This window comes from Robinsoniella sp. KNHs210 (genome assembly GCF_000686105.1).
GTDB classification, from domain to species: Bacteria; Bacillota; Clostridia; order Lachnospirales; family Lachnospiraceae; genus Robinsoniella; species Robinsoniella peoriensis.
The window spans coordinates 4,539,006-4,562,974 of record NZ_JMLZ01000002.1 but is presented as its reverse complement, the minus strand read 5'-3'; the positions used below and the strand labels follow the sequence as shown (position 1 = coordinate 4,562,974).

The following is a 23,969-nucleotide window of genomic DNA, read 5'->3' as shown; positions in this document are numbered from 1 at the left end:
GGTAATATGTAATATGTGGATAGCTGATAATTGGAAAGATTACGAAGTAATTGATACTTCTTGTGGAGAAAAATTAGAGCGGTGGGGGGATTATATTCTCGTCCGTCCTGACCCCCAGGTTATCTGGGATACACCGAAAACCAACAGAGGCTGGAAAAAGATGAATGGCCACTACCACCGCAGTAAAAAAGGCGGGGGTGAATGGGAATTCTTTGATCTTCCCCAGCAATGGAGTATTTCTTATAAAAGCCTGACTTTTAATTTAAAACCTTTTAGTTTTAAGCATACCGGTCTTTTCCCGGAGCAGGCGACAAACTGGGACTGGTTTTCTGATAAAATCAAACATGCAGACCGCCCCGTTAAAGTACTGAACTTATTTGCCTATACCGGAGGCGCTACCCTGGCAGCCGCTGCCGCAGGCGCTTCGGTGACCCATGTGGACGCTTCTAAGGGCATGGTAGGATGGGCGAAAGAAAATGCCCGCTCTTCTAATCTGGAAGACGCACCAATCCGCTGGATTGTAGATGACTGTGTGAAATTTGTAGAACGTGAAATCCGACGCGGCAGTCATTACGACGGAATTATTATGGATCCTCCTTCCTACGGACGGGGTCCTAAAGGCGAGATCTGGAAAATTGAGGATGCCATTCATCCTCTCATTAAATTGTGTGCACAGCTTTTGACAGAAAATCCATTGTTTTTCCTGGTAAATTCTTACACCACAGGACTTGCACCAGCTGTTCTGACATATATGCTGGCAACTGAATTAAAACAATTTAACGGAAAAGTCGACTCTCAGGAGGTAGGACTTCCTGTATCCGGCAATGGACTTGTGCTTCCCTGCGGAGCATCCGGCCGCTGGGAATCAAAACCAAAAACCCGATAACTGGTTATTAACTCAAGAAGGAGCTTTGTTACATGGATCTTAATCACGATATGCCGCTTAAAAAGCAACTGTTCACCATCCCCAATCTTATGGGGTATTTCCGTATCATCCTGATACCGGTTTTCGTATGGCGCTACATTACTGCTGACAGCATAACTGATTACAGAATAGCCGCCATCATTGTAGCAGTCTCCGGATTAACCGATATGTTTGACGGGAAAATAGCCCGACGCTTTCATATGATTACCCCTTTAGGCAAAGCACTGGATCCCATTGCAGATAAGCTGACTCAGGGGGCTATGGCACTTTGCCTTGTATTTCGTTTTCAGTGGATGATGCCTCTCTTAATTCTCTTCATCATAAAAGAAGGTTTTATGGGCATCATGGGAATTCTGCTGCTGAGAAAGGGCAAGATGCTAAATGGTGCTATGTGGTTTGGTAAAGTATGTACAGCAGTACTGTATGTCATTATGTTCATACTTTTCCTTTTTCCAAGCATCCCTTTGGCCGCAGCAAACGTACTGATCGTCATCTGCATTGGTTTCATGCTGCTTTCCCTGTTTATGTACATACCGGTATTTGCCCAAATGCATAAAGAAAAATAAGATATCTGTAAACAAGCAACAGCCAGTCATATGAAAAGTTAACTCATCTTTTTGTTGTGACTGGCTGTTCTAAAGCCTGTTTGAAAATTCATTCCTGCCATCTGCACACCTCACTTTGCGGCATATTTGCCCCGAATTAGAGCTCTATCAAGCAAAAATACATCCCGACTGTAAAATAATATTTGCATATGGCGTAATCTCGCCGGTACGTATCACCGCTTTACAGGATTTTGTTCTGTCTTTTAAGTCACTATGGGATATAAACACGATTTCCGGACCCTGTTGCTGATCAGCAAATAATTTCTCAATTTCCAACATCATCTCATGATTTTTATCTTTGATCTCCTCTGCCAAAATCAGTTTTTCTATTTTCATATCTTCTGATACTACTTTTAATACTTCCATAAATCCAGGATGTCCGAAACTTAATGCTAAATCTATTCTCCTTATTCCATCGGGAATGGGCAGTCCGCAATCTCCGATTGCGATTAAATCTGTATGCCCCATATTAGATAATACTTCTGAGATATCGCTATTTAAAATTCCATGCTTTTTCATCTTTATACCTCCTGCATATCGCTGACCACCAGTGCTTTAATAAGCAGCAGTTTGAAAGAAACTTTCAAACTTCCATCTCCTTCATAGCATCCAGCACCTGACTTCGGCATGGCATCCCCCCCTGGGCTCCGAACTTCTCTGTTGACAGACTTGCAGCTGTATTGGCAAACTGCAGTGCATTTTTTATATCACTTCCACTGGCGATTTCAACGGTAAATGCCCCGTTTAAAGTATCGCCGGCTCCGGTGGTGTCAACGACGTTTGCTTTTCTTGCCGGTACTACCAGGATCTCTCCTGAATTCAGGCAAGTTGCTACGCCTCTGCTGCCCTGGGTAATAATCAGCTTTTCCGGATATTTCTTCAACAGTTCCCCGGTAGTCATTTCATCTCCAAATAATATGACTGCTTCGTGTTCATTTGGAGTCAGGTAGGTAACCTTATCCAGAATCTCTTTTCTGACAGGTCTTGCCGGACCTGGGTTCAGGACAATTTTCACCTGACTTTCATAACATTTTTCTATGACGTATTCAATCGTTTCCTGCGGAATCTCATGCTGAAGCAGTACAATATCACATTTCCGCAGTTCATCCAGAATTTGATCCACATATTCCCGATCCACGCAATTATTTGCTCCGGCAACAACGATAATGGTATTGTCATTTTCACCTACCGTAATCAATGCCAGCCCGGTTGATACGTCAGGTATGACTTTTATATGATCTGTAATAACCCCTGCGTTTTGGAGATTCTCAAGCAAGGCTGCTCCTGCATCATCGTCTCCCACACATCCGAACATCTCAACCTGAGCTCCCAGCTTTGCCATAGCTACAGCCTGGTTCGCGCCTTTCCCACCGGGTATATAGTGTACATCTTCCCCGCGTAAGGTCTCTCCTTTTAACGGAATACGCTCTGCTGTTACCGTCATGTCCATATTAATGCTCCCTACTACTGCTGTTTTCATACTATTCTCCTTTTCTGCACTCTTTAAATTTCATTAGACGTATTTAACGTTGTTTCCCTTTTTATCAGCTTCACTTCAAATATTTTCTTTATAGCCTCTTTTCCTTCTACCGCACGAATCAATGCTTCCACAGCTGCCTTTCCCATTTCACCAATGGGCTGGGATACTGTTGTCAGCTCCGGTGTCACTAACCTGCTGAGACTGATATTGTCAAATCCAATAAGCTGTATGTCCTGAGGAATACGGTATCCCTCTCTTATCAGAACCTTATATACAGAAATAGCTACCATATCATTCGCGGCAATAATACCATCTGTCTGCGGAAACTTTTCCAGAATCTCCCTTGCCTTGTTCAGTCCATCCTCATAATCATACCTGCAGTCAATAACCGATTCCTGCAGCCCTCTTTCACGGCAGACATCCTGATATCCCTGATAACGCCGCCGTGCACTGGAAAACTTGAGCGGTCCTCTCATATGCACGATATGCTCACAGCCGCAGGATATCAGATATTCCATTGCTATCCTGCCTCCAGTATAATGATCGGACTGAATGCAGGCACTTTCCCCGCCTCCTTCTAGCTGCCGGTCGATCATCACAACCGGTATCCTGCATTTGTGCACCTCGTTCTCCATCTTCTCCTGGTTTGTCATTAGAATAATACCATCTGCATTCATCCTGTCCAGTAAACTCAGATTCTTCTTTTCTTTCTCCAGATCATTATTCGAATTGCAAAGGGTTAAACGATATCCCCGCCGATAGCTTTCCTCTTCAATCGCCTTTGCCAGTTCATTGAAAAATGGATTTTCTATATTCGGAACGATCATTCCGATAATCCGGGAAGACCTTTTAAAAAGGGAACGGGCTACTTCATTTGGTTTGAAACCGGTTTCTTGTATTGCATTTAAAACCCTCTGCCTCTTTTCCTCATCTACATTTGCTGTTTCATTCATAACTCTGGATACCGTAGCCGGAGAAACTCCCGCTATTTTTGCCACATCACGAATACTTACCATATACAGAACCTCCATGTCATCACTTTGAAACCCGTTTCAAGATATTTATATTATATTCTTTGCTGTATTGGGTGTCAAACGTTATTTGCCTGAATTCTTTTTTTCATCATTTCAGATATTATTTATATTATTTCCCTGTGAATTCCACTTAGGATTTATATAATTTCACTAAACAAATTATGTTTGAGATTATACTCAAAAACTGAGAGACTGCACAAAAGGACGGAAATAGGAATATTGCTTTCCCATTTTCGTCCTTTCCAGACTGACTATACAGCGACCGAAGTCGGCTGTCCATTTCCATTTACCAGTTCTTTTATATCCTGTATATCATGACTAAGGTCTAAATCCTCTGTTAATACTTCGGCTATACTCATACAGTTATTTCCCATGCGTTCAAGACTATGCAGCACTGCTGTAAATTCTACCGTGAAATCCGGACTGCACTTTCCTTTTTTCAAACGATCCATATGATTCTTCAGTAAACGCACCTCTAATGAAAGAATATCCTGTTTCTGTAATATAACATTGCCTGCATTTTCGATATTGCCTGTCTGAAGCGTATTGATACAATTATCAAGCATCTCACTGATGCTTTCCATAGTCACCTGAATTTCTTTCACGGCATCTTTTGAGAATCGGAATCCTTTTTCCTGCTTACTCCTGGACGCCCGGGCGATATACAGTCCGTTCTGTGCCATGCGCTCCGATTCTCCCAGAACATACATGTAAGATGCCGTCTGTCTTGCCTGATCTTCTGTCAGTACCCCGTCAGCCATCAGACCTGACATATGCTTCACTGCCTTTTTCTGTACAGAATCAATCATCTCAGCCATATGTTCTGCCTGTTTCAAAGCATTCTCATCTCTATTAATAAATGCATTTTTAGAATCCAATAGTACTGTCCTGACGTTCTGGGCTACATGGATTACTTCTTTACGAATCAGATGCAGGGCAAATACCGGTTGATTCACAATGGTAGAATCAATAAACATCGGCTCATTTTCTCTTGCCTCATTATCATCTTTACCGGGAATAATCCACATTACAATCTTAACCATAAGCCAGATTAAAGGAAGCCAGATTAACGTATTCGCAATATTAAAGGTTGTATGGGCATTGGCGATCTGTCTCGAAATTACATCAACTTCATTTCCTTTTGGTGAAATCCACTGTACGAATTTTGCAAACCATGGGATGATACAGATAAACACCAGACTTCCGCTTATGTTAAATACACTATGTGCCACTGCGGTACGTTTGGCATTCCTGGACTGCCCTACCGATGCCAGAAGTGCTGTTATTGTAGTACCGATGTTGTCACCCAGAAGAATCGGTATCGCACCTGCAAGTCCGATAACACTGGTAACTCCATCCGCTCCCGGCTGAATTGCAAAATTCTGTAAAACTGCAATGGTTGCGCTGCTGCTCTGTACTACCAGAGTCATAACCGTTCCCAGCAATACACCCAGCACCGGTATTTCAGATACTTTTGCAATCATATCTGTAAAGATCGGACTGGCAGCTAATGGCTTCATTACGTCACCCATTGTTATTATTCCTACAAATAGTAAACCAAATGCAAAGATAGTCTGACCTACACTCTTTACTTTTTCTTTTTTTGAGAAGAAGAAAATCACGAACCCGATAAATACAATCGGCCATATGTAATCATTAATTTCAAAAGCAATTATTTGGGCTGTCATCGTTGTTCCGATATTAGCACCCAGAATAACAGAAATTGCCTGGGGCAATGTCATCAGACCTGCACTTACAAAACCAATTACCATTACTGTCGTTGCACTGCTGCTCTGCAAAACTGCTGTTACAAGAGCTCCGGCCAGAACTCCAAGCACCGGATTCTTTGTCAGAAATCCCAGAATCATCTTCATTCTTTCTCCGGCGGCTTTCTGAAGTCCCTCGCTCATCATGTTCATACCATAAATAAATAGTGCCAAACCACCCAATAGACCAAAAATCGTCTGCAATGTACTATTCATACGTTTTCTCCCTTAAACCTGTAAAATTTTTATTATAAAGGCAGATTATCATAACTATGTAAAATGTAATCCGAAGTTTTGTAAAGTTCTTGTAAAATTTTCTTAAAGTTCAAAGCCTGTACCCCTTAAAAAACGCAAAAAAACAGACCTTCCTTTGCCGTTCCCGGCACCTCAGTATGACTTTACAATCAAATACTGTGAAAAGGACTGTCTGTTCTTCATTATATATTTATTTTTAAATTTAGGTTTAACCGATTAAGTTCAGGATCTGTTGTTTTGATCCGGCTCCAACCATTGGCTTCTCCGGCTGTCCATTGCGGAATACCATTAAGGTAGGAATGGACATTACTTTGTATTTTGCAGCCAGATTTGGATTCTCATCTATATTTACTTTAGCGATATTTACAGATGTATCCTCATCTGCAATCTGCTCCAGGATCGGACCTACCATTTTACATGGTCCACACCAGTCAGCATAAAAATCAACTAATACAGGTCCCTGTGCCTGTAAAACATCTTGTTCAAAGCTAGATTCATTTGTTTTAATAAGACTCATAAGCTATTACTCCTTTTTTTATTGTATTATCTCTCATATTTGTGATTTTATTCTTTATTGCAAAGTTTCATTCTGCCATTAAAGTGCGGGTTTTGATTTAAATATTTTGTCATCAATATTCTGTATGGAGATCTGACTCAGGCGCTTTTTACAAGCATCATCCAGATCCTCATAGATCTCATCCATAATATCCGCCATTCCGGAAGCTATCAAACATTTCAAGCAGGAATTTCCCGAACGCCATCCGGATGAAACGATCTTGGTATCCAACGCATCACAAATCTGCTGCAGATTTACGGCATTTGGATCCTGATCAAAATAATATCCACCCTCGATACCTTCCTTGGTTACAACAAGCCCGGCTTTTTTTAGCTTCGCCATAACTTTCCGTATTCTGGCTGGGTTGGTACAGACATTTTCTGCCAGTACATCACTGGCTAAAATCGTTTTTTTATGATTAAGAAAAACTATCGCATGGACTGCCACTGTAAATTCGCTGGTCACATTCCCTCCCACCTTCTCTTTTATCTATCTGTTATCTTGTTAGTTACAGTTGATACTGTAATAATATCAATTACAGTTCGTTTTGTCAAGTAGTATTTCAATATTTTTTTATTTAAATTTCGACAAAATGGAGGCTGCAGTCTGCAGCCTCCATTTTCAGTATTATTACTTTAATTCAATTGTAAAAGGTTCGCCAACCTGTTCAAAATCGTTACTCATTTTTCCGCTTTCTTTTGGAAAAGCTACCGCATAAAGCGTCAGTGTAACGGAAGATGCATTTTCTCCGATATGAGGTCTTAAATCATCAATGTTGAAGCGTCCCCTGCCGCTGCCTGCCCTAGAGAGATAGAAGCTGATTTCATTGCCCAGATCATCCGTACCTTCCAGTTTCATATCATATTCGCAGCGATCTGTATTATATGTGAAGTATATTTTTTCTCCCAATGCGTTGTTGGTAAATTCACTTAAAGTAACCTGGGTACCATCCGGGAGTTTAAAACTATTATCAAGCGCCCGTCGGAATGTATCGATACTTAACTTACTTCCATCCGCCTCAAATGCAAATTCCCAGTTACCACCGCCCTCACGGTCACTGAATACTAATTCAAAATCCAGTTTTCCGCTGGTGTCGAGTCCTTCAATATCATAATGCATTACACTTTGCATGGTATGCGGGTCTGCCAGCGCTGTTCCCCCGCTTGCACCTGTGCTTACATCTCTTCCATTGATATAGATACTGCCGCTAATCGTACTCATATCATTCTCTTTTAGCTCACGGTCGTAAACTTCTGAAGTAGAAACTACCAGCTCATTCTCATCCAGGATAACTGAATTTAATGTAATAGTCACTCCATCATCGCTTACGGACTGGTTCAATACACTTTCGTAAGGGGATAAATCCTTCTGAATTCCAAGTGAATTTGCAATCGTATAAGACACATATTTCATTGCAGCCTGTACTTCCCCTTTTAACGGACCTGCTGCCAGACCAACCGCGCACAGGCAGACACATGCAGCAGCCACTATTTTCTTTCCACTGTTTTTCTTTTTCATATTATGAATCACCTTCTTCTTTATTCTCTTATTTTCTATTTCCGTTAAATGTTCGTCTGAATATTCATTCAAATCTGTCTCTACTTCATTTAATAACTCATATATGTTTTTATTCATATTATATCTGCTCCTTTCCCATCTGAAAATAAAGCTCTTATTTTCTTCTTACCCCTGGATACACGATTATAAATAACTGCTTTTTTCAAGCCTGTTTCTTCACTAATTTCGTCCATTTCCTGCTCTTCTACATATAACTTTAGAAATAATTCCCGGTCCTCCGGTGACAGGCAGGACAGCATCAGTTCCAGTTCATCTGAAATTTCCTGTTCCACTGTCTTTTGAATTGCCTCATCTTCTTTTACAATGACGACATCCTCCCAGTTTGAATTTTCCAGGTCTTTGGCATATTTTCTCAGATAATCAATTGCTTTATATCTGGCAATTCCTGCCGCCCAGTTTTTAAAGGTATTTTTTTCTTCCTCAAAGTAAGAAATATTATTCCAGATCCCTAAGAGAACGTCATTTAAACATTCCTCCTGATAATCTTTCAAAGCATACATGTGTTTTCCAATCACAGACTTTAAAAGTCCTCCATACTGGTCTATGATATACATAAGAGCTTTTTCGTTTCTTTTTTTTAATTGTTCAATAAAATTGTCTTCTCTTATTTTCATTTTTTCCCCCATGGATTTATTGCAAGCTTGCCAGAACGTGTTTTATAATTGCCGTGTCCGAAATGTACGATTCGGTTTTAAATGAAAACATGCTCCTGTAATACTATTTAAATATGATATATGAAACAATTGATCTTCCATATATTTTTTCTGACCGGTCAGGTAAGCTTACGTATTACCTGTTACACTTATTATTTCGTATTGGCTTAGGTAAATTCTATCAATATCATAACATTTTTTTTAATTTTTGTTTTAACCGATAAAAAAGCCATCAAATCTTACGTGATTTGATAGCTTTTTACTGCTTTTATATGAATCTAATTTGTTATATCTAAATATTTATCGATTCTGTTTTATCTTGAATATTACATTTTAAACATTTATATTAATGACTTTCCTTTAACTTATGCTTTGCACAAAACTGCAATTGCCTCATAAGGCTGAAGTACACCGGTTTTATGCTCTTTGTAATTAGATATTAACTCCTTGCCATCTTCTAATCCCCGGAACAAATCACATGCCTGAACTTCTTTTGTAAAGTTACATGCGACTACAATTTTTTCACCTTCCCAAAGCCTTTCGTAAGCATAAATGTGATCGTCCTCTTCCAAAAGCGGATTAAATCTGCCATGAACCATGATCTCATTTTCTTTTCTCAGGCGGATCAGTTTTTTATAGTAGTTATATACACTGTCTTTCTCTGCCATTTCAGCTTCCGCATTGATTTCCAGGTAATTTTTATTAACTTTAATCCATGGCGTACCTGTCGTGAACCCTGCATTCTCTTTCGTGTTCCACTGCATAGGGGTTCTGGCATTGTCACGGCTGATTTCTTTTAAGCAATTCATCATCTCTTCTTTACCTGCAAGGCCATTCTCAGTATATTCATGGAAAGCATTAATACTTTCAATATCACGATAGTCTTCTAACTTGCTGAAGTATGCATTTGTCATCCCCAGTTCTTCACCCTGGTAAATATATGGAGTTCCTTTCATCATATGAAGGCAGGTAGCCAGCATTTTTGCGGATACTTCACGGTACATAGGACTGTCATCGCCAAATCTGGATACGGCTCTTGGCTGGTCATGGTTATCCCAGAATAAACTGTTCCAAGCCTTTCCTTCCAGATTAATCTGCCATCTGTTCATTGCTTCCCGCAAATCTTTTAAAGGTACCTCTTTTGCAGACCATTTTCCGATTCTGTGGTCTCCCAGTTCCACATGTTCAAACTGAAATACCATGTTTAATTCCCCGGTTGTTTCTCCGGCATATTTTTTTGCTTCCTCTATGGTAACACCTGCTGCTTCACCAACGGTCATAATATCATATTTAGACAATACTTCCTGATTCATCTCTCTGAGATATTCATGTACATGAGGTCCATTACATACAAATGGGCCATTGTCTCCATAAAGTCCGTTTCTCACTTCACCATCCGGGAATGCCGGGTCCTTAGAAATCATGCTGATTACATCCATACGGAAGCCATCGATTCCTTTTTCGCACCACCAGGACATCATATCGAATACTTCCTTACGAACCTGTGGGTTTTCCCAGTTGAGATCCGGCTGTTTTTTGGAAAAGCAATGCAGGAAATACATATCCGTTTTTTTATCATATTCCCATGCAGAACCTCCAAAACATCCGCCCCAGTTATTCGGCTCTTTGCCGTTTTTACCTTCTTTCCAGATGTAATAATCACGGTACTGGTTATCTTTGCTCTTTTTGCTTTCTACAAACCACTGATGCTCATCGGAAGTATGGTTTACCACCAGATCCATAACGATTTTTATTCCGCGTTTATGAGCCTCAGACAGCATCCTGTCATAATCCTCCATGGTTCCAAAGTCACTCATGATCGCCTGATAATCAGAAATATCATATCCATTATCATCGTTTGGGGACTGATAGACCGGTGAGAGCCAGATTACATCAACGCCCAGGTCCTGCAGATAGTCCAGGTGTTCCGTTATTCCATTTAAATCTCCGATTCCATCTCCATTGCTGTCAGCAAAGCTTCTTGGATAAATTTGATAAACTACGCTTTCTTTCCACCACTGTTTCATGTTTTTCCTCCATCTATTGACTCATAATTGTACAGTTTACTTCTTTTTTCTGAGTTCATCATATCATCGGAAATGCTGGAGCGTCAATAGGTTTCGTGCGAAACTATATATTATAACAATACTTTATCATTTGCTTTATGCATATTATACAAAACGACAAAATCAAAAAACAGCCTGCCATAACATGGAACTGCCCCCAATAAGTAAAATCATAAAGTCCAACTTATTGGGGGCACATCAGATTTCTATTACAGTAAACTGTTTTAACATTTATTTCCCGGATCTGTCCCGGACGGAATCCCGGATTACCAGTTTTACCGGCAGCCGGGTATCTTTATTTTCCACTGTTTTATTTTCCATTACCTGAAGGAGACGTTCAAATGCCAGTGCCACCTTTTTTCTGTTTTCCTGCCGTACCGTTGTCAGCTTGGGACGTACCACTCTGGCAAGCATATTGTCATCAAATCCAACCACCGAGATCTGGTCCGGTATTCCAATGCCCCTGTCATGGCATTCATTTATAAATTCCACTGCCAGATAATCCGCAGCAAAGAAAAGTGCCTGTGCTTTAAGGAAACGGGGCATCATCTCCCGGTATGTACAAAGGCGCACCGTTTCATAATGAGAAAGCAGAATGCGCCTGTTATCCATGCATAAAACTCCTACTTCCTCCAATGCTTTTTGCATTCCCATCCAGCGGTATGCATCTGCATTTTCCTCGTACTCCGCCAGATAGAGGGGATCACGGTATCCCATATCCAGCAGATATTTTCCAGCCAGATATCCTCCGTGAAAATCATCGATTCCAATATTCACCATATCATGGGATTTGTCCTGATAGATATCAATTGTTACCATCGGTTTATTTAACTTTTTCTGCAGCTTCAGATAATCTTCTTCAGAATAAGCAAACAGAATCAGCCCATCCACATTCCATCTGGACGCTATATTAATTACGTTTTCCTGATTTTCACCGCCGATCAGCATCAAATAATAGCCGTGGCGTTCCACGATTTCATGTAATGCCCCAGTCATCTCGCTGACAAAAGGATCTCCGATAGCCGTATTCCCATGGGCCTTTTCATATCCGATCACAAGTCCGATAAGTTTTGACTTCTGATTGGTCAGTATCAGGGAGCCCATATTTGGAACATATTCTGCTTCTTTTAATAGCGCTGTAATCTTCTGAATTGTTTCTGGTGACACTTTTTTCGTTTTCCCATGCAATACATTGGAAACCGTTGTCCGGCTCACCCCCACCATATCTGCAATGTCCTGTAATCTTACCATATCTATCCCCCTGATTAGCAAAATCTTAAAGGCCAATCCTAAACAATCAGAAATTCCTGTCCTTCATAGGCGATATCGTATATTTTAGAACGGTAACTCTCTGACTCTTTCATTTCTTTTATTCGTTTGATCACACTGTAATCTTCCCAGAAATGCATGGGAAATACTGCTTTTACATCCGTTACGGTTCTTAAAAAATAATCCATACCCTGATAAAATTCCCCTTCTTGTCTTCCATCCAGCGGGAGAAATGCAGCATCAATTTCTTTATCTTTTATTCCGTCTACGATCTTCCGATAGACTCTGCGCATTTTTTCATTCCAGTCATCCGGCTCCAAGGTCCAGGTCCAGTCATTTAAATCCCCCGCATGATAAATGGTCTTTCCACCGGCGGTTACAAGAAATGCAACGCCTTCATCCGTGGAATGAAAGGTTTCTACCACAAGATCTCCTATCCTTTCTTCCATGTTTTTTCCCAGAAAAGTTGTTTTGGAAAGGAATTCTGCCGGAACCTGCTTCGTTTTGATATCGGATGAAAGAATATAGCAGATATTAGGATGAACTTTTTCAAGTTCAAAAATCACCCTGGAAAAATGGTCTCCATGCCGATGGCTTGCAAATACATAAAGGGGCTTTTCTTCTGATAAATCCGGGACTTTCCCCTGGAAATAATCAAACAATAGATAAAACTCCGAACCTTCAACTAAAAATGAACTGTGATGTATATAGGTGATTTTCATACTTACCTCCATTCAGATCTTCAGAGCGTGTGTAATGCTCTGTGACCTCAAAAATATTTACGACTGCGTTAATACTAAAATAATCCTCCAAACACCTGAATAACCACACCTGCCACAACCGAAATTCCGTACAGCAGTCCAACGATTTTTAAATTTTCTTTGGGGTTATGATTCATTTTTAATAACACTACCAGACCAATTCCCGCCCCGGTACACAGCCCGGATACGACGGATGCAAAACTGATTGCACCACTTAAATACAGCTCGGTCAGTATAACCGATGAGGCACAATTTGGTATCATACCAATCAGTGCCGCTATGAAAGGCTGAATCAGGGAATCTTTTAGTAGATATTCGGAAAGCCTCTGGGCACCAATCCAGTCCAATGCAACTTCCAGAACTAAATTAAACACCAATACATAGAGAAATATTTTTGCCGTATGGCGCAGGGCCGGCATTAAAATTCCGCCATGCCCTTCATGGCAGCCGCAGTGGTCACAGATTTCCCCGATTTCCTTCTTTCCTTCACTTCGGCTTCGAAAGAAAATGTCTACTCCATATCCGGCAACAACTGCTATTATGATCTTCGTTATAATTAAATTGAGAATATCGGTTCCTCTGCCGGGATTGCCCATCAGGATCAGGATCGCCTCATCGGATGTAGCGATAAAGACTGCCAGCAGCGTTCCCAGTGTGATGATTCCTCCGGAATACAGATTTGCTGCAATAACAGAAAACCCGCACTGGGGAATACATCCCAGAACTGAGCCTGCTACCGGTCCTGCTTTGCCTACCTTATAAAGGGCTTTTTTCATAAATCCACTGGAGTAATGTTCTACTGCTTCTAAAATTAAAAAAGCTGCAAATAAAAATGGCAGCATCTGTAAACTATCAAAAAATGCTTCTCGTAATGCTTCTGTAAACATATTCCCTCACTGTCTTCCTACCGGTTATGCATCTTACAATGCCCTGCACGGTATTACGGCAACACGAAAATTTAAATGCCGCATCTTATTTATTATATTCACCATATCCGTGAAGCATTATACCATATTTGCCCAGATATTGCTATGATATTTACGTTCACTTAATGATAAGTTTTTTTCCATAAGCCTGTATCCGTGTGAACCAGAAAAAGCGTCTCTGCCGGCGCTGCAACACGCCGGCAATAGACGCTTTCCCTGTCACTTACTTATTTTCTAACCTTATTTTCTCAACGGAACTGTATTTTCCAAAAACTCTCTTTCCTGCAGAATCAATTTTGTATGCCCTTACTTTTACATAATAAGTCCTGCCGGTCTTGAGATTTTGGATCAGCGGATTTGTTCTGCCGGTGCGTATCCTGGTCATAGATTTCCTGAAATCTTTACTGGTACTATATTTAACCAGATATCCATCTGCCCCGCTGGTTTTTCCAAATCTTACCCGTATTCTGTCTTTTCCCGAAGTTTTTAACGTCAGGGATTTTACCCTGTCAACGCTGATCTTTTTCCATTTGGCGTATACGGTAATATTCTTTTTCGTTCCTTTCTTTATTTCCTTTATTTTGTTTTTATAGTTCTTATCGGTATACCAGCCTGCAAACGTGTATCCTTTTCTTGCTGCTTTTTTTAATTTTGTGGTTTCATTTGTCAGAAAAACTGATGGATTGGATGTGGCATTTTTGCCTTTGTTTAATTTATAGGTTACCCCATAGCCAATCCTTACCCTGCAGCTGGCTTTCACATTGCTGCCGTCTCTTGACTCGGCAGTAATAACCGCTGTTCCTGGTGCTTTTGCCGTTATTCTGCCCTTGCTGTCCACAACGGCTGCTTTTTCATTGGAAGATGTCCACATTACCGCTATCTCATCCGCATTGGAAGGGGACACCTTTGCAGTGAGTTTTACCTTTTTCCCTTTAGCAAGACGTATATCCTTCTTATTCAGTGTAATCTTATCCACTTTTACCGGATTCTTCTGATACGTTGCTTTCACAACCAGGTTTCCCTGCACATTTGTATAAGCTTTATCCCACCCCATAAATGTATAGCCTGCTATGGAAGGCGGATTTGGCGCTGTGGCATCTTTGCCTTTCTCCACGGTTTCTTCTTTCAGAAGCTTTCCGTCCCGGTCTAAGAATCTTACGGTATATTTTACAGACGGGACAGCAATTTCCTTATACTCTGCCATGACATCCAGATTGCTCTGTACATTCGTATAGTCTTTGTCCCATCCGATAAATTCATATCCTTCTATCTCAGGCGGGTTTGGCGCTGTGGCATCTTTGCCTTTTTCCACATTCTGAGCCTTTAACAGATTCCCATCTTTTCCAAGGAAACGGACGGTAAATGTCTCGGTTGGAGGATTTACGGCTTCCTGAAACTCTGCCATAAAGTGCAGCGTCTTGCCTGCAAATGCAGTTTCCCCTCCCTGCTGGAAGGCAAAGTCTGCTTCTGTGCTGACTTCTGCTTTGTCTAACGTCCATCTGACAAATTCGTAACCTTCATTGGCATCTGCATGGATGGTATAAGTATCATTTTGTTTGGATATGGAAGTTTTTCCGCCTGCCGCATTCTGAGTGCCTGCCAATATCTGAGATTCATAGGCATCCTGCGTCAGTTTACTCACAGAATAAGTATTATACCGGATTTTATCCAGGAACTGTCTCGTATTCCCCTGCTCATACAAGATCCCCACATCTGCGTTTGGCAGCTGGGTCAGGCAGGAATATGCAAAATAAACTCCTGTTTTCGTCACATCAAACTGGTATTTCCAGTCAATTTCCGGATATTCCTCCCCATTCGATATGTCATCATTTATTAAACCGATACGGATTACGCCGTGTCTTCTGGAGGACTCTACAGGTGCGGATAATATGACTGCACGTTTTCCATCTATATAACCATCATAATTGATTACAGACAGCTGGCATCCGGAACCGCTTGCCAGCAGAAGCCTGTCATCTAACGCTCCGTTTGTCCATGTCTCTCCTCCGTCTTTGCTGTAGGCGGTGGCAATTCTGCTTTTGACTGTTCTTGCAAATACCTGCAGGGTACCGCCTGGAAGTTCAATTAACTGGGATTCACTCATGGAACCTACGGTTGCCCGGTCAAATTGCGGGCTTCCACCCAGCTTCCAGGTTTCGCCATGATCATCGCTGTAAATGGTATGACACCACTGATCTCCATTTACATATTCATAGACCTGGAATAGCAGCCGTCCCTTATGTTCTCCATCTACAATCTGTATTCCTCTGCCTGGTCCTACACCTAAGAATCCCATGTCATCCGTCTTCACCATGCCATTTAAATTCACAGGATCTGACCATGTCTTTCCCTGATCATCACTGTATTTCAGATAGAGATAAGAGGTCCGCAGAACCTGGAAGACAGATGTGTCATACATCACATTCATAGCTACATCCTGATCCGTTGTGACTGTTGTAATAGTATCATTATTGTATTCAATATCCTTTTGTTTTACAGTTAACGGCTCACCATTTTTAAGTACTTCAAAATTTCCGTTTAATGAATATTCCGTAGGTGCTCCGTTCTGATCGTAAATTACATTATTTTCCCGAACGGTATAATTATATTCGGTCTCTCCTGCTTTCTTTAGCTTCAGATATTTCTTACCATCTACCAGCGTATAACCACTGCCTTTCTGTGCTGACAAGGTGCCGGTTGCACTTGGGAATGCATCCACCAGGATAAAAATTCTTCCATCGGAATTGATGGTGCGGTCTTCTAAGAGTGCCGGATCGATAAATGCTGCGCTTCCGGCAACTGAAACAGAGGATCCTTCTTTAAATATCTGACCATTATCTGCAAAGTCATCAAAATGGAATGGAAGTATTCCCTCTGACCAGCTTCTGCCGCCGTCCGTGCTGGTACTGACTGCGGTATCCAGATTATTCGGAGCATCCTGGGTTCCTCCAAACCTCACATCAATGGCTGAAATAACGGTTCCCTGCATAGTTGTCAGCATAGCCGGTATTCTGAAATAAGAAGAACCGGTCGCATCATTTGAGTGGAATGGTGGGTCTAACTGTTCATATCCTTCCACTTTAGTCATAGACTTACATGTTTCTTCATTCAGCGGTACCCCATAATATTGCAGTTTTTCCATACTGCCTGCATAGGTATATTTCACAGCACCGCCTCGCATGGTAGCACCAATCGTTACGGTATTCAGATGAGGCATATCAGACAGATATCTATACCCTCCAAGGACGGATGCTGCAAGTTCGAATTCCAGCTTGCCATTTACAAAGAGCTGATAGCTTCCTTTCTCTTTATCTGCCCGGAAAATCACTTTATTCTGTTCACCAATTCTGATTACTCCTGTTTTTAGTAATTCCGCCCCTTTGTAATCAAATACAGGATCTCCCTTTTGATTTCGGATTTCCACACCCAGGTTTTCCCCGCTGGTATAAACATGCATATGGGTATTCTGGGCGGCAGTTGCGGTATCATCCCCCAGTGAAACGCTGAACAGGGACTGAATAGATGCATTTGCAGAAGTAAAATCTACAAAAAGTGTTCCTTCCTCTAAATCTTTTATTTTCTCAATATATTTTCCTGTAAGATCAATTGGATGTCCGCTCTCAATCTCCATTTTGCCTTCATCAATGATCAGATACCTGCCTAAGGCTTTGATTGTAAATACCTGTTCTTCCGAGATTTCTCCGATACTTGCTTTTACCCTTACCGAATAGGTATTGCCTTCTGTCAATGTTTCTTTTACTTTTAACTGGTCGCCTTCAATGACGAACTTATGATTATCGGTATCCTTTTCTCCCTGGCAAAGACTATATTCAGGTGTTCCTTCCGGTGCCAGCGCACTGACATAGAACGTCCCAGCCAATGCGGACGGTGTCAGGTCTGTGAGCTTTGCAGCCAAAAAGCCAAGTCCGATTACCACTTCCCCTTCTTTCAATTCTACTGTTTCTGTTTGAAACGTAACTGATTTACTGGTTTCCAGCAAGTCTGCCTTTACCGTAACCTGATACGTCTTATTTACGGGTAAATTTCGAAGTGTTATCATCTTTTCCCCTTTTTTTGAAGAGGCAGCATATGTTTTACCATCGCAGACAGCCTGGATTTTAGTTACCCCAAAGGTACTACCATAAGTTTCTTCCAGAACTTTAATATCAACTGCAATTTTGTCTCCGGATGCAACTGCTCCTATTGCTTTGTCACTCTGCTCCTCCGTATGGGGAAGTTCGTATGACAGATTGCAGATAGGGCTGGTTTCATTATATAACCCGCATGCCCGGATCAACGACTGCGCCATATTCAACTGGCCATTTGGATTGGGATGAATGGTATCATTGTTCCAGTAGGTATTCTGCCACAAATACGCTCTTGTTTCTAATTCTTTGCTCCATTCTGTAAAATGATCGTCTAGCAGTGCATTTTTTTCTGCTGCAACGGTGCGTATTACTTCCGCATATCTTGGAAGATTTACCGCCCTGTTTCCGGCTTCCGGCCTGAGCGGGTTTGGTGTCCGTAATACGGCAACAGCACCTTTGTCATGTATTTTATCTACGATACTTTCCAGATTTGCTTTATAGCGGTCTATTGGAACCGTTTCATTTGAAGCATCGTTCGTTCCAAGCATGACGATTACAACATCTGCATTGTATTTATCCAGTCTTTCGTTGGAATTTTCCTCCTGCTCCGCTGTGGTTGCACCTGATACAGCCGTATTAATTACCACATCATCTTTTCTGCCCAGTTCATCTTTTAAATATTTTTCAAATGTCTGATGGATGGAATCATAGCCTTTTGTGTGCAGGGCGCCGTGGGTTATGCTGTCACCTAAGAATAACCAGGTTGCAGGTTTTTTATTTTCTACAATTTCTTTCATTTGTTTTTGAAGATCATTTAACTCAGTCTGCGTAACCGGTTTAATCTGGCCTTCATCTCCTTGCATTACAGTTCCTGTAACGGCTGCAAGCTGTGTATCCCCGTCTTCAGACTTCACAGTTATCGTATAGCCTGCGCCTGTTGGGAGACCGCCAATCACTGCCTGCTTATTAATAAATCCGCCGCTTATGGTCTGATCCTCAATTAGCAGTTCATAACGCCACCCGGTAATGCCTTCGAATACCGAATCAGGGATATTTACTGTCAACTGTGTATCTGATGCCGTTACCCTTGGTGCTTCTCCGGAATACGTTGAAGGGGTCTTAACTTTTCTCAAAGAGAGGTCTCCTTCGCTCACCGGAAATCCTTCTGCGGTACCGTAGGTCACTTTTGCAAATTGTTTTGCAATTTCCAGATGTCCTAATGCATTTATTTTTCCCTGTTCATCCAGACAATTCTTTTTAAATGATTCATGGTCTGTATTCTTAAAATAGTCTGCTACCATAACTTTTGATTTCTGTGCATCGCTAAAGCCTTCGTATACCTCATGAACAGCCTCCGCATAAGCAGCAGCCATTTGGTTCCGGCTTTCATCTGCCTGGGCATAAGGTGTCTGAATAACCAGATAGCCTGTGCCATCACGCAGCCCAAGTGCTTTATCTGCCAGTGTCTGCAGGGATGCCTTAAATGCTTCCAGCCCTTCAGTTCCCGCCTGATAATCTTCTTCTCCTACCATCACGGCAAGCGCTCTCGGATCATATTTTCCAACCAGCTTCTCAAACTGATCCTTTACATCTGCGATTGTATTTCCGGCTTTCCCGGTATTGATCATATAGCGCTGACGCCCCATAACACCACCATTTTTTGTCCAGCGGATATACTCTTCAAACTGCCCCACATAATTTCGGATTCCCTGGGTTGCGCCGTAACCGCCTTCCACATCTGTTCCACCGGTAAATACCCAGGTATTATCTTTTGACTGGTCAAACATCTGCTCCGGTAAATCACATAATATTCCGCTTTCTGACTTGGTTATCTCCAGTGTATCTTCTAAACTGGCTGCTTCATCTGTTACCACTACGTAAGCAATCTCACCTTTAAAACCATTGGATACCGTCTGGGTATTGCCATTATAATAACCTCCTATGGTGAGCTGGTTTAAGTTCTGTACGGTTGAGAAAAATCCTTTATTGCTATCTCCCGTAAATTTCCCCCTGTCTACACCGTCAATTGCAAACCGGAAGACATATCCGCTGTCTGCCTGGGTCACCATCGCTGTATGCCACTCTCCGTCGGCATAATCAATTCCGGCAACAGATGCTCTGGTGTGTTTCATATCTGCACGGTATCGCATAAGATTATCCGATTTTTCCAAATAAAAGGAGGCTTTGTTTACGGATCCATTGATCGCTGTGGATTCCCCCGCAGTTTTTCCCATCAGCATCATGAGATTACCACTTTTATCAGTTGTCCGGAATTTAATCAGGACGGATCCTGTTGACAGTTTGCCTACTTCTGCAGCTTTTTCACTCGCATCAACCAATGTGCTTCCATTAAATTTCTGCCCTGCAAGATCCTGGTACAGAACAGCATTTTCTTTCATTGATTCTATGCCGGTTGGGCTGTTATTACATATTTTATCTGATACTTTGTTCCCATCTTTGGACCGCACCTGGTAATAATAGGTCTTTCCTGCCCCTGTCTGATCAATATAAGAGGTACCCTTGGTGCTTCCGATCTTTTCATAAGTTCCATTTTCATCTTCACTTCGGTAGATATCATACTCTGTGATGCCTTCTGCCGGAACAAAATTAATTTTAATGGAACTGTATCCTGGTTTGATAACGGTTTCGATGGACGGTCCCTGGGATGCGGGTATGGTAAATCCGTCAAATCCGCCTTCGGCTACCCCGATATTTTGCGCATTGCCGTAAAAATCCCTGCCTTCAGCTGTTATTTTACGGAACGTCAGCTCATGTGTGTCATCCGTCCCCGGACGGAATAATAGCTTCGTCGTGCCGCTGCCGGAATCATATTCCATAGAAACAGGTTCTCCGTCAGCGCTTGCTTCCAGATGGGGGCTGCCTATTACCATCATTGGCTGGTCAAATGTTACTTCAATCCTGCTTCCTTCCCATCTGACACCTTGTACGGCTGGTGCTGTCCTTTCCACCGGCGTCTTGTCAGCCATCAGCCATTGTAAATTAAACGTGGAATAATTCTGATCCAGGTTTGTTCCTTCCCAGAATAATCCGATTTGATTTTCTCCCAAAACGGAAAGGCATGAATATCCATAATTTCCAGCTTCCACTAATCTGGATGCAATCCATACAAATTCATCTGTCTGTGGTTCATAATATCCAAGACGGAGGGTTCCGTGGTTTCTACCAGCCGCATAAGTACTGTCCGGATTAGCAAAAAGAAACATTTCCTTCCCCTCATATCCGGGCACCTCATATGGATAAGGAACAATCGTAAGCTGACAATATGCATCCCTTAATACGGAATCAAACTTCAGGGTATTCTCCCAGGTCTCTCCTCCGTCTTTACTGGTGGCTATGGCTACATTCCCACCCTGGTTTCTGCAGAACAGTCTCAGTTCTTTTTCTCCTGCTGCATTTGTTACCTCCACTGCCTGGGATTCTGTCATCATTGCGCCGTTGTTATTCATGGTTTTCGTCTGCAGTATGGTTCCGTTGCTAAGTACTCTTCCGTCATTTACGGTTTCACCCATGTGCCATGTTTCACCGGCATCATCACTATAGATTACCGCTGCTGACTGGCTCCCGCCTACATTACTGTTTGTAATATATACCGGAAGTATTAAACGTCCATTGCTCATCTGCATGCCTACTCCCGGACCCGTCCCGGTAAAGAGCATCCAGTCTTCTTTGATCTGACCGTTCAGATCAATTGGCTCAGACCAGTCTACACCATCATTTTCACTTGTGACCAACCAGAGATGTGAGGTTCTGACTGCTTTTAATGGCGCAGCCTCAGTTCCGGTATAGAGATAAATGTTGCCGGCGTACTGCAGTTGGTCTGCATCATCGTTTGCATTTGCCGGCTGGGCTTTAGATACCTGCTCACTTATTTGACCAGATTCCGGTTCACCCTCCGCTTCCAGTACTTCGCCATCATCTTCCATCAGTATTGGATTTCCGATAACTTTGGATTGCAACTCTGTTTCATCTTTATTGGATACTTCTTCTGCTGTTTCTTTTATGGTTGCTTTTCTGGTTGCTTCTGTTGTTTCTTCCCCTGTTGTATTTTCTTCGGTTATTGTATCTGGTGCTTCTTCTTTCGTTTCCTCTTCTGGTGTTTCTTTTCCTGGTGTTACATCCTTTGGCGTTACATCTCCAGATGTTACATCTTTTGGCGTTTCATTTCCTGATGCTTCTTCTTTTGACATTTCATCTCCAGATGTTACATCTTTTGAAGTTTCATCTCCAGATGTCACATCTTTTGAAGTTTCATTTCCCGGTGCTTCTCCTGATGTTTCACCTGCTGGTGTTCCATTCTCTGATGTTTCTTCTGCCGCTGTTCCATTCTCCGATGTTTCTTCTCCTGATGTTCCAACCGCTGATGTTTCTTCACCTAATATTTCTTCTCCCGAGATTCCATCTTCTTTCGTCCTATTTGCTGAACTGACTGCAATCTTTTCAAATAGTTTTCCATCTGCCAGATTAGGTACCACATAATTCGTGGCCTCCCCCGATGCTTCATCGTACACGATTCCATTTTCCCGGATTGTATATTCTTTTGTGTAAGTGTTGCCTCTTTCTGAATTTGGACAATCTCTTAAGATCAGATACTTCTTTCCGTTCACCTCTTTATAGCCGGAGGAAGTTACCAGACTTCCAGAATCCATAATTGCATTGGACTCTGGGAACATATCTACCATCAGGAATATTTTACCGGTATTTCTGTCCTGGACCATATTTGCATCAATACTCAGTGCATGTCTGTTCTGCCCCGATGGGAGATTTACCAGAGTTTTTGTTTCCTCCCAGGTTACGCCCCCGTCTGTGCTCCTTTTGATAACAGTGTCAATATTACCCTGGTCTGCAGATCCGCTCTGGCGTTTATCAATGGCTGCAATAATAGTTCCCTCAGTTGTTGTTAATAAGGATGGAATACGATATGAAGCAGAATTCTCATATCCATTGTAGAATAGCCTTGTATCTGTTCTGACCGCATCTTCCGGATCATCGGGAATTACCGGTTCATAAGCAGTTGCCTTTTGCATCTCTGCCACTTCTTCTGCTGAAAGAGCCTGTCCATACACCTCTACCAGGTCAATGTCACCGCTAAATACCCATTGATTTGTCCCTCCTTTAGCCGGAGCACGATCCAAAGCACCTACTTTAACGGAGTCCGCTTCTGTTATTTTGTCAAAGAAGCCAGACTTATCCTGTTCCGTAAGCTTCTTTCCGTCCAGATAGATCTGGAATTTCGTTTTCCCAAATACATAAACAACTGTATGCCATTGGTCATCACGAATCGAAGCTGTGACACTAACCTGATTATAATTTGTTACATTGCTGTTGTTCCCCTGACGTACTTCTACCCCGGCTTTGTTTCCCGTTGGATTAACATAGGCAACCGCATAGGTATTTTCCTGCCCTGGATCTGTACTGGACAGACTGAACAAAGCACTTAATCCCTGATTGGGATTGGATCGGTATCTTACTGCAATGGTCCCCTCCTTTAGCGTTGAAAGCCTTGTCAGATATTCCTCTGTAACATTGAGCGTATTTGCCGCTGACGAAATACTCATATTTCTCCCGGAATATATGGGCAGGGTTTTTTCCTGTGCAGATACCTGTATCATTCCCTGAGGCACAATCCCTGACACGACAAGTACAATTGCTAACATCATCGCTAAAAATCTTTTTTGTTTTTGCTTGATATACATTATTTCCTCCTTTTTCACATCCCATAAGATAAGTTTAGTTATTCTCCTACATGGAAACCCGGATTTCCTTTCCCCTCCTCCTTTCTCTTACTGGAAATCGTTTCCTGTCGATATACCTAACATTATCACAAAAATAATTTCTTTTTTCAATATAATATTAGAAGATTTTTCCTTTTTGTTTGTTTCTTCCTTTTTTACCGTTTTTCCAATGCATTTATCAAGGTTTTTCCAGTAATTTCTATCTATATTGCACAATTACAAAAAAGCCCCTCACGAAGTTATGCTTCATGAGA

At 41.8% G+C, this 23,969-nt stretch carries 16 protein-coding genes; 2 read left to right on the top strand and 14 right to left on the bottom strand.

Annotation, left to right across the window (positions count from 1 at the left end):
- The first annotated feature begins 13 nt into the window (after positions 1-13).
- Together CD03_RS0126320 and CD03_RS0126315 are read left to right on the top strand one after the other, a co-directional pair.
- Positions 14-886, top strand: coding sequence for a class I SAM-dependent methyltransferase (locus CD03_RS0126320; RefSeq protein ID WP_027296170.1), 873 nt, complete (start codon positions 14-16; stop codon positions 884-886).
- 32 nt (positions 887-918) lie between these two features.
- Complete coding sequence (locus tag CD03_RS0126315; protein WP_242849159.1) at positions 919-1,491, top strand: CDP-alcohol phosphatidyltransferase family protein; 573 nt, start codon at positions 919-921, stop codon at positions 1,489-1,491.
- A gap of 38 nt (positions 1,492-1,529) precedes the next feature.
- On the opposite strand, the gene CD03_RS40205 is transcribed toward CD03_RS0126315, so the two are convergent.
- The 14 genes from CD03_RS40205 to CD03_RS38085 form a co-directional block, all read right to left on the bottom strand.
- Positions 1,530-1,598 (bottom strand): hypothetical protein, encoded by a 69-nt coding sequence (locus CD03_RS40205; RefSeq protein ID WP_377140753.1) that lies wholly within the window; start codon positions 1,596-1,598, stop codon positions 1,530-1,532.
- 40 nt (positions 1,599-1,638) lie between these two features.
- Positions 1,639-2,049: a D-ribose pyranase gene (gene rbsD / locus CD03_RS0126310; RefSeq protein ID WP_027296168.1), complete on the bottom strand. Its 411-nt coding sequence runs from the start codon at positions 2,047-2,049 to the stop codon at positions 1,639-1,641.
- 64 nt (positions 2,050-2,113) lie between these two features.
- Complete coding sequence (rbsK, locus tag CD03_RS0126305; protein WP_027296167.1) at positions 2,114-3,010, bottom strand: ribokinase; 897 nt, start codon at positions 3,008-3,010, stop codon at positions 2,114-2,116.
- A gap of 23 nt (positions 3,011-3,033) precedes the next feature.
- Entirely contained in the window at positions 3,034-4,026 is a 993-nt protein-coding gene (locus CD03_RS0126300; RefSeq protein ID WP_027296166.1) for a LacI family DNA-binding transcriptional regulator, read from the bottom strand.
- 269 nt (positions 4,027-4,295) lie between these two features.
- Positions 4,296-6,026, bottom strand: coding sequence for a Na/Pi cotransporter family protein (locus tag CD03_RS34940; RefSeq protein ID WP_044289684.1), 1,731 nt, complete (start codon positions 6,024-6,026; stop codon positions 4,296-4,298).
- Between the two features lie 247 nt (positions 6,027-6,273).
- Entirely contained in the window at positions 6,274-6,582 is a 309-nt protein-coding gene (gene trxA / locus CD03_RS0126290; RefSeq protein WP_027296165.1) for a thioredoxin, read from the bottom strand.
- A gap of 78 nt (positions 6,583-6,660) precedes the next feature.
- Positions 6,661-7,086, bottom strand: a complete 426-nt coding sequence (locus CD03_RS0126285) for an RrF2 family transcriptional regulator (protein WP_027296164.1) — start codon at positions 7,084-7,086, stop codon at positions 6,661-6,663.
- A 165-nt stretch (positions 7,087-7,251) separates the two neighbouring features.
- A complete protein-coding gene (locus tag CD03_RS0126280; RefSeq protein ID WP_027296163.1) occupies positions 7,252-8,256 on the bottom strand; it encodes a DUF4179 domain-containing protein in 1,005 nt (334 codons plus the stop codon).
- Positions 8,253-8,813, bottom strand: coding sequence for a sigma-70 family RNA polymerase sigma factor (locus CD03_RS0126275; RefSeq protein ID WP_027296162.1), 561 nt, complete (start codon positions 8,811-8,813; stop codon positions 8,253-8,255). Before CD03_RS0126275 ends, CD03_RS0126280 begins: the two co-directional genes overlap by 4 nt.
- 404 nt (positions 8,814-9,217) lie before the next feature.
- On the bottom strand, positions 9,218-10,879 hold the full coding sequence (locus CD03_RS0126270; protein WP_027296161.1) for a glycoside hydrolase family 13 protein: 1,662 nt from the start codon (positions 10,877-10,879) through the stop codon (positions 9,218-9,220).
- Between the two features lie 270 nt (positions 10,880-11,149).
- A complete protein-coding gene (locus CD03_RS0126265; RefSeq protein ID WP_027296160.1) occupies positions 11,150-12,169 on the bottom strand; it encodes a LacI family DNA-binding transcriptional regulator in 1,020 nt (339 codons plus the stop codon).
- Between the two features lie 38 nt (positions 12,170-12,207).
- On the bottom strand, positions 12,208-12,909 hold the full coding sequence (locus tag CD03_RS0126260) for an MBL fold metallo-hydrolase (RefSeq protein ID WP_027296159.1): 702 nt from the start codon (positions 12,907-12,909) through the stop codon (positions 12,208-12,210).
- Between the two features lie 74 nt (positions 12,910-12,983).
- Positions 12,984-13,835 (bottom strand): putative manganese transporter, encoded by an 852-nt coding sequence (locus CD03_RS0126255; protein WP_027296158.1) that lies wholly within the window; start codon positions 13,833-13,835, stop codon positions 12,984-12,986.
- 262 nt (positions 13,836-14,097) lie between these two features.
- Positions 14,098-23,676 (bottom strand): sialidase domain-containing protein, encoded by a 9,579-nt coding sequence (locus CD03_RS38085; protein WP_052377987.1) that lies wholly within the window; start codon positions 23,674-23,676, stop codon positions 14,098-14,100.
- Positions 23,677-23,969 lie beyond the last annotated feature (293 nt).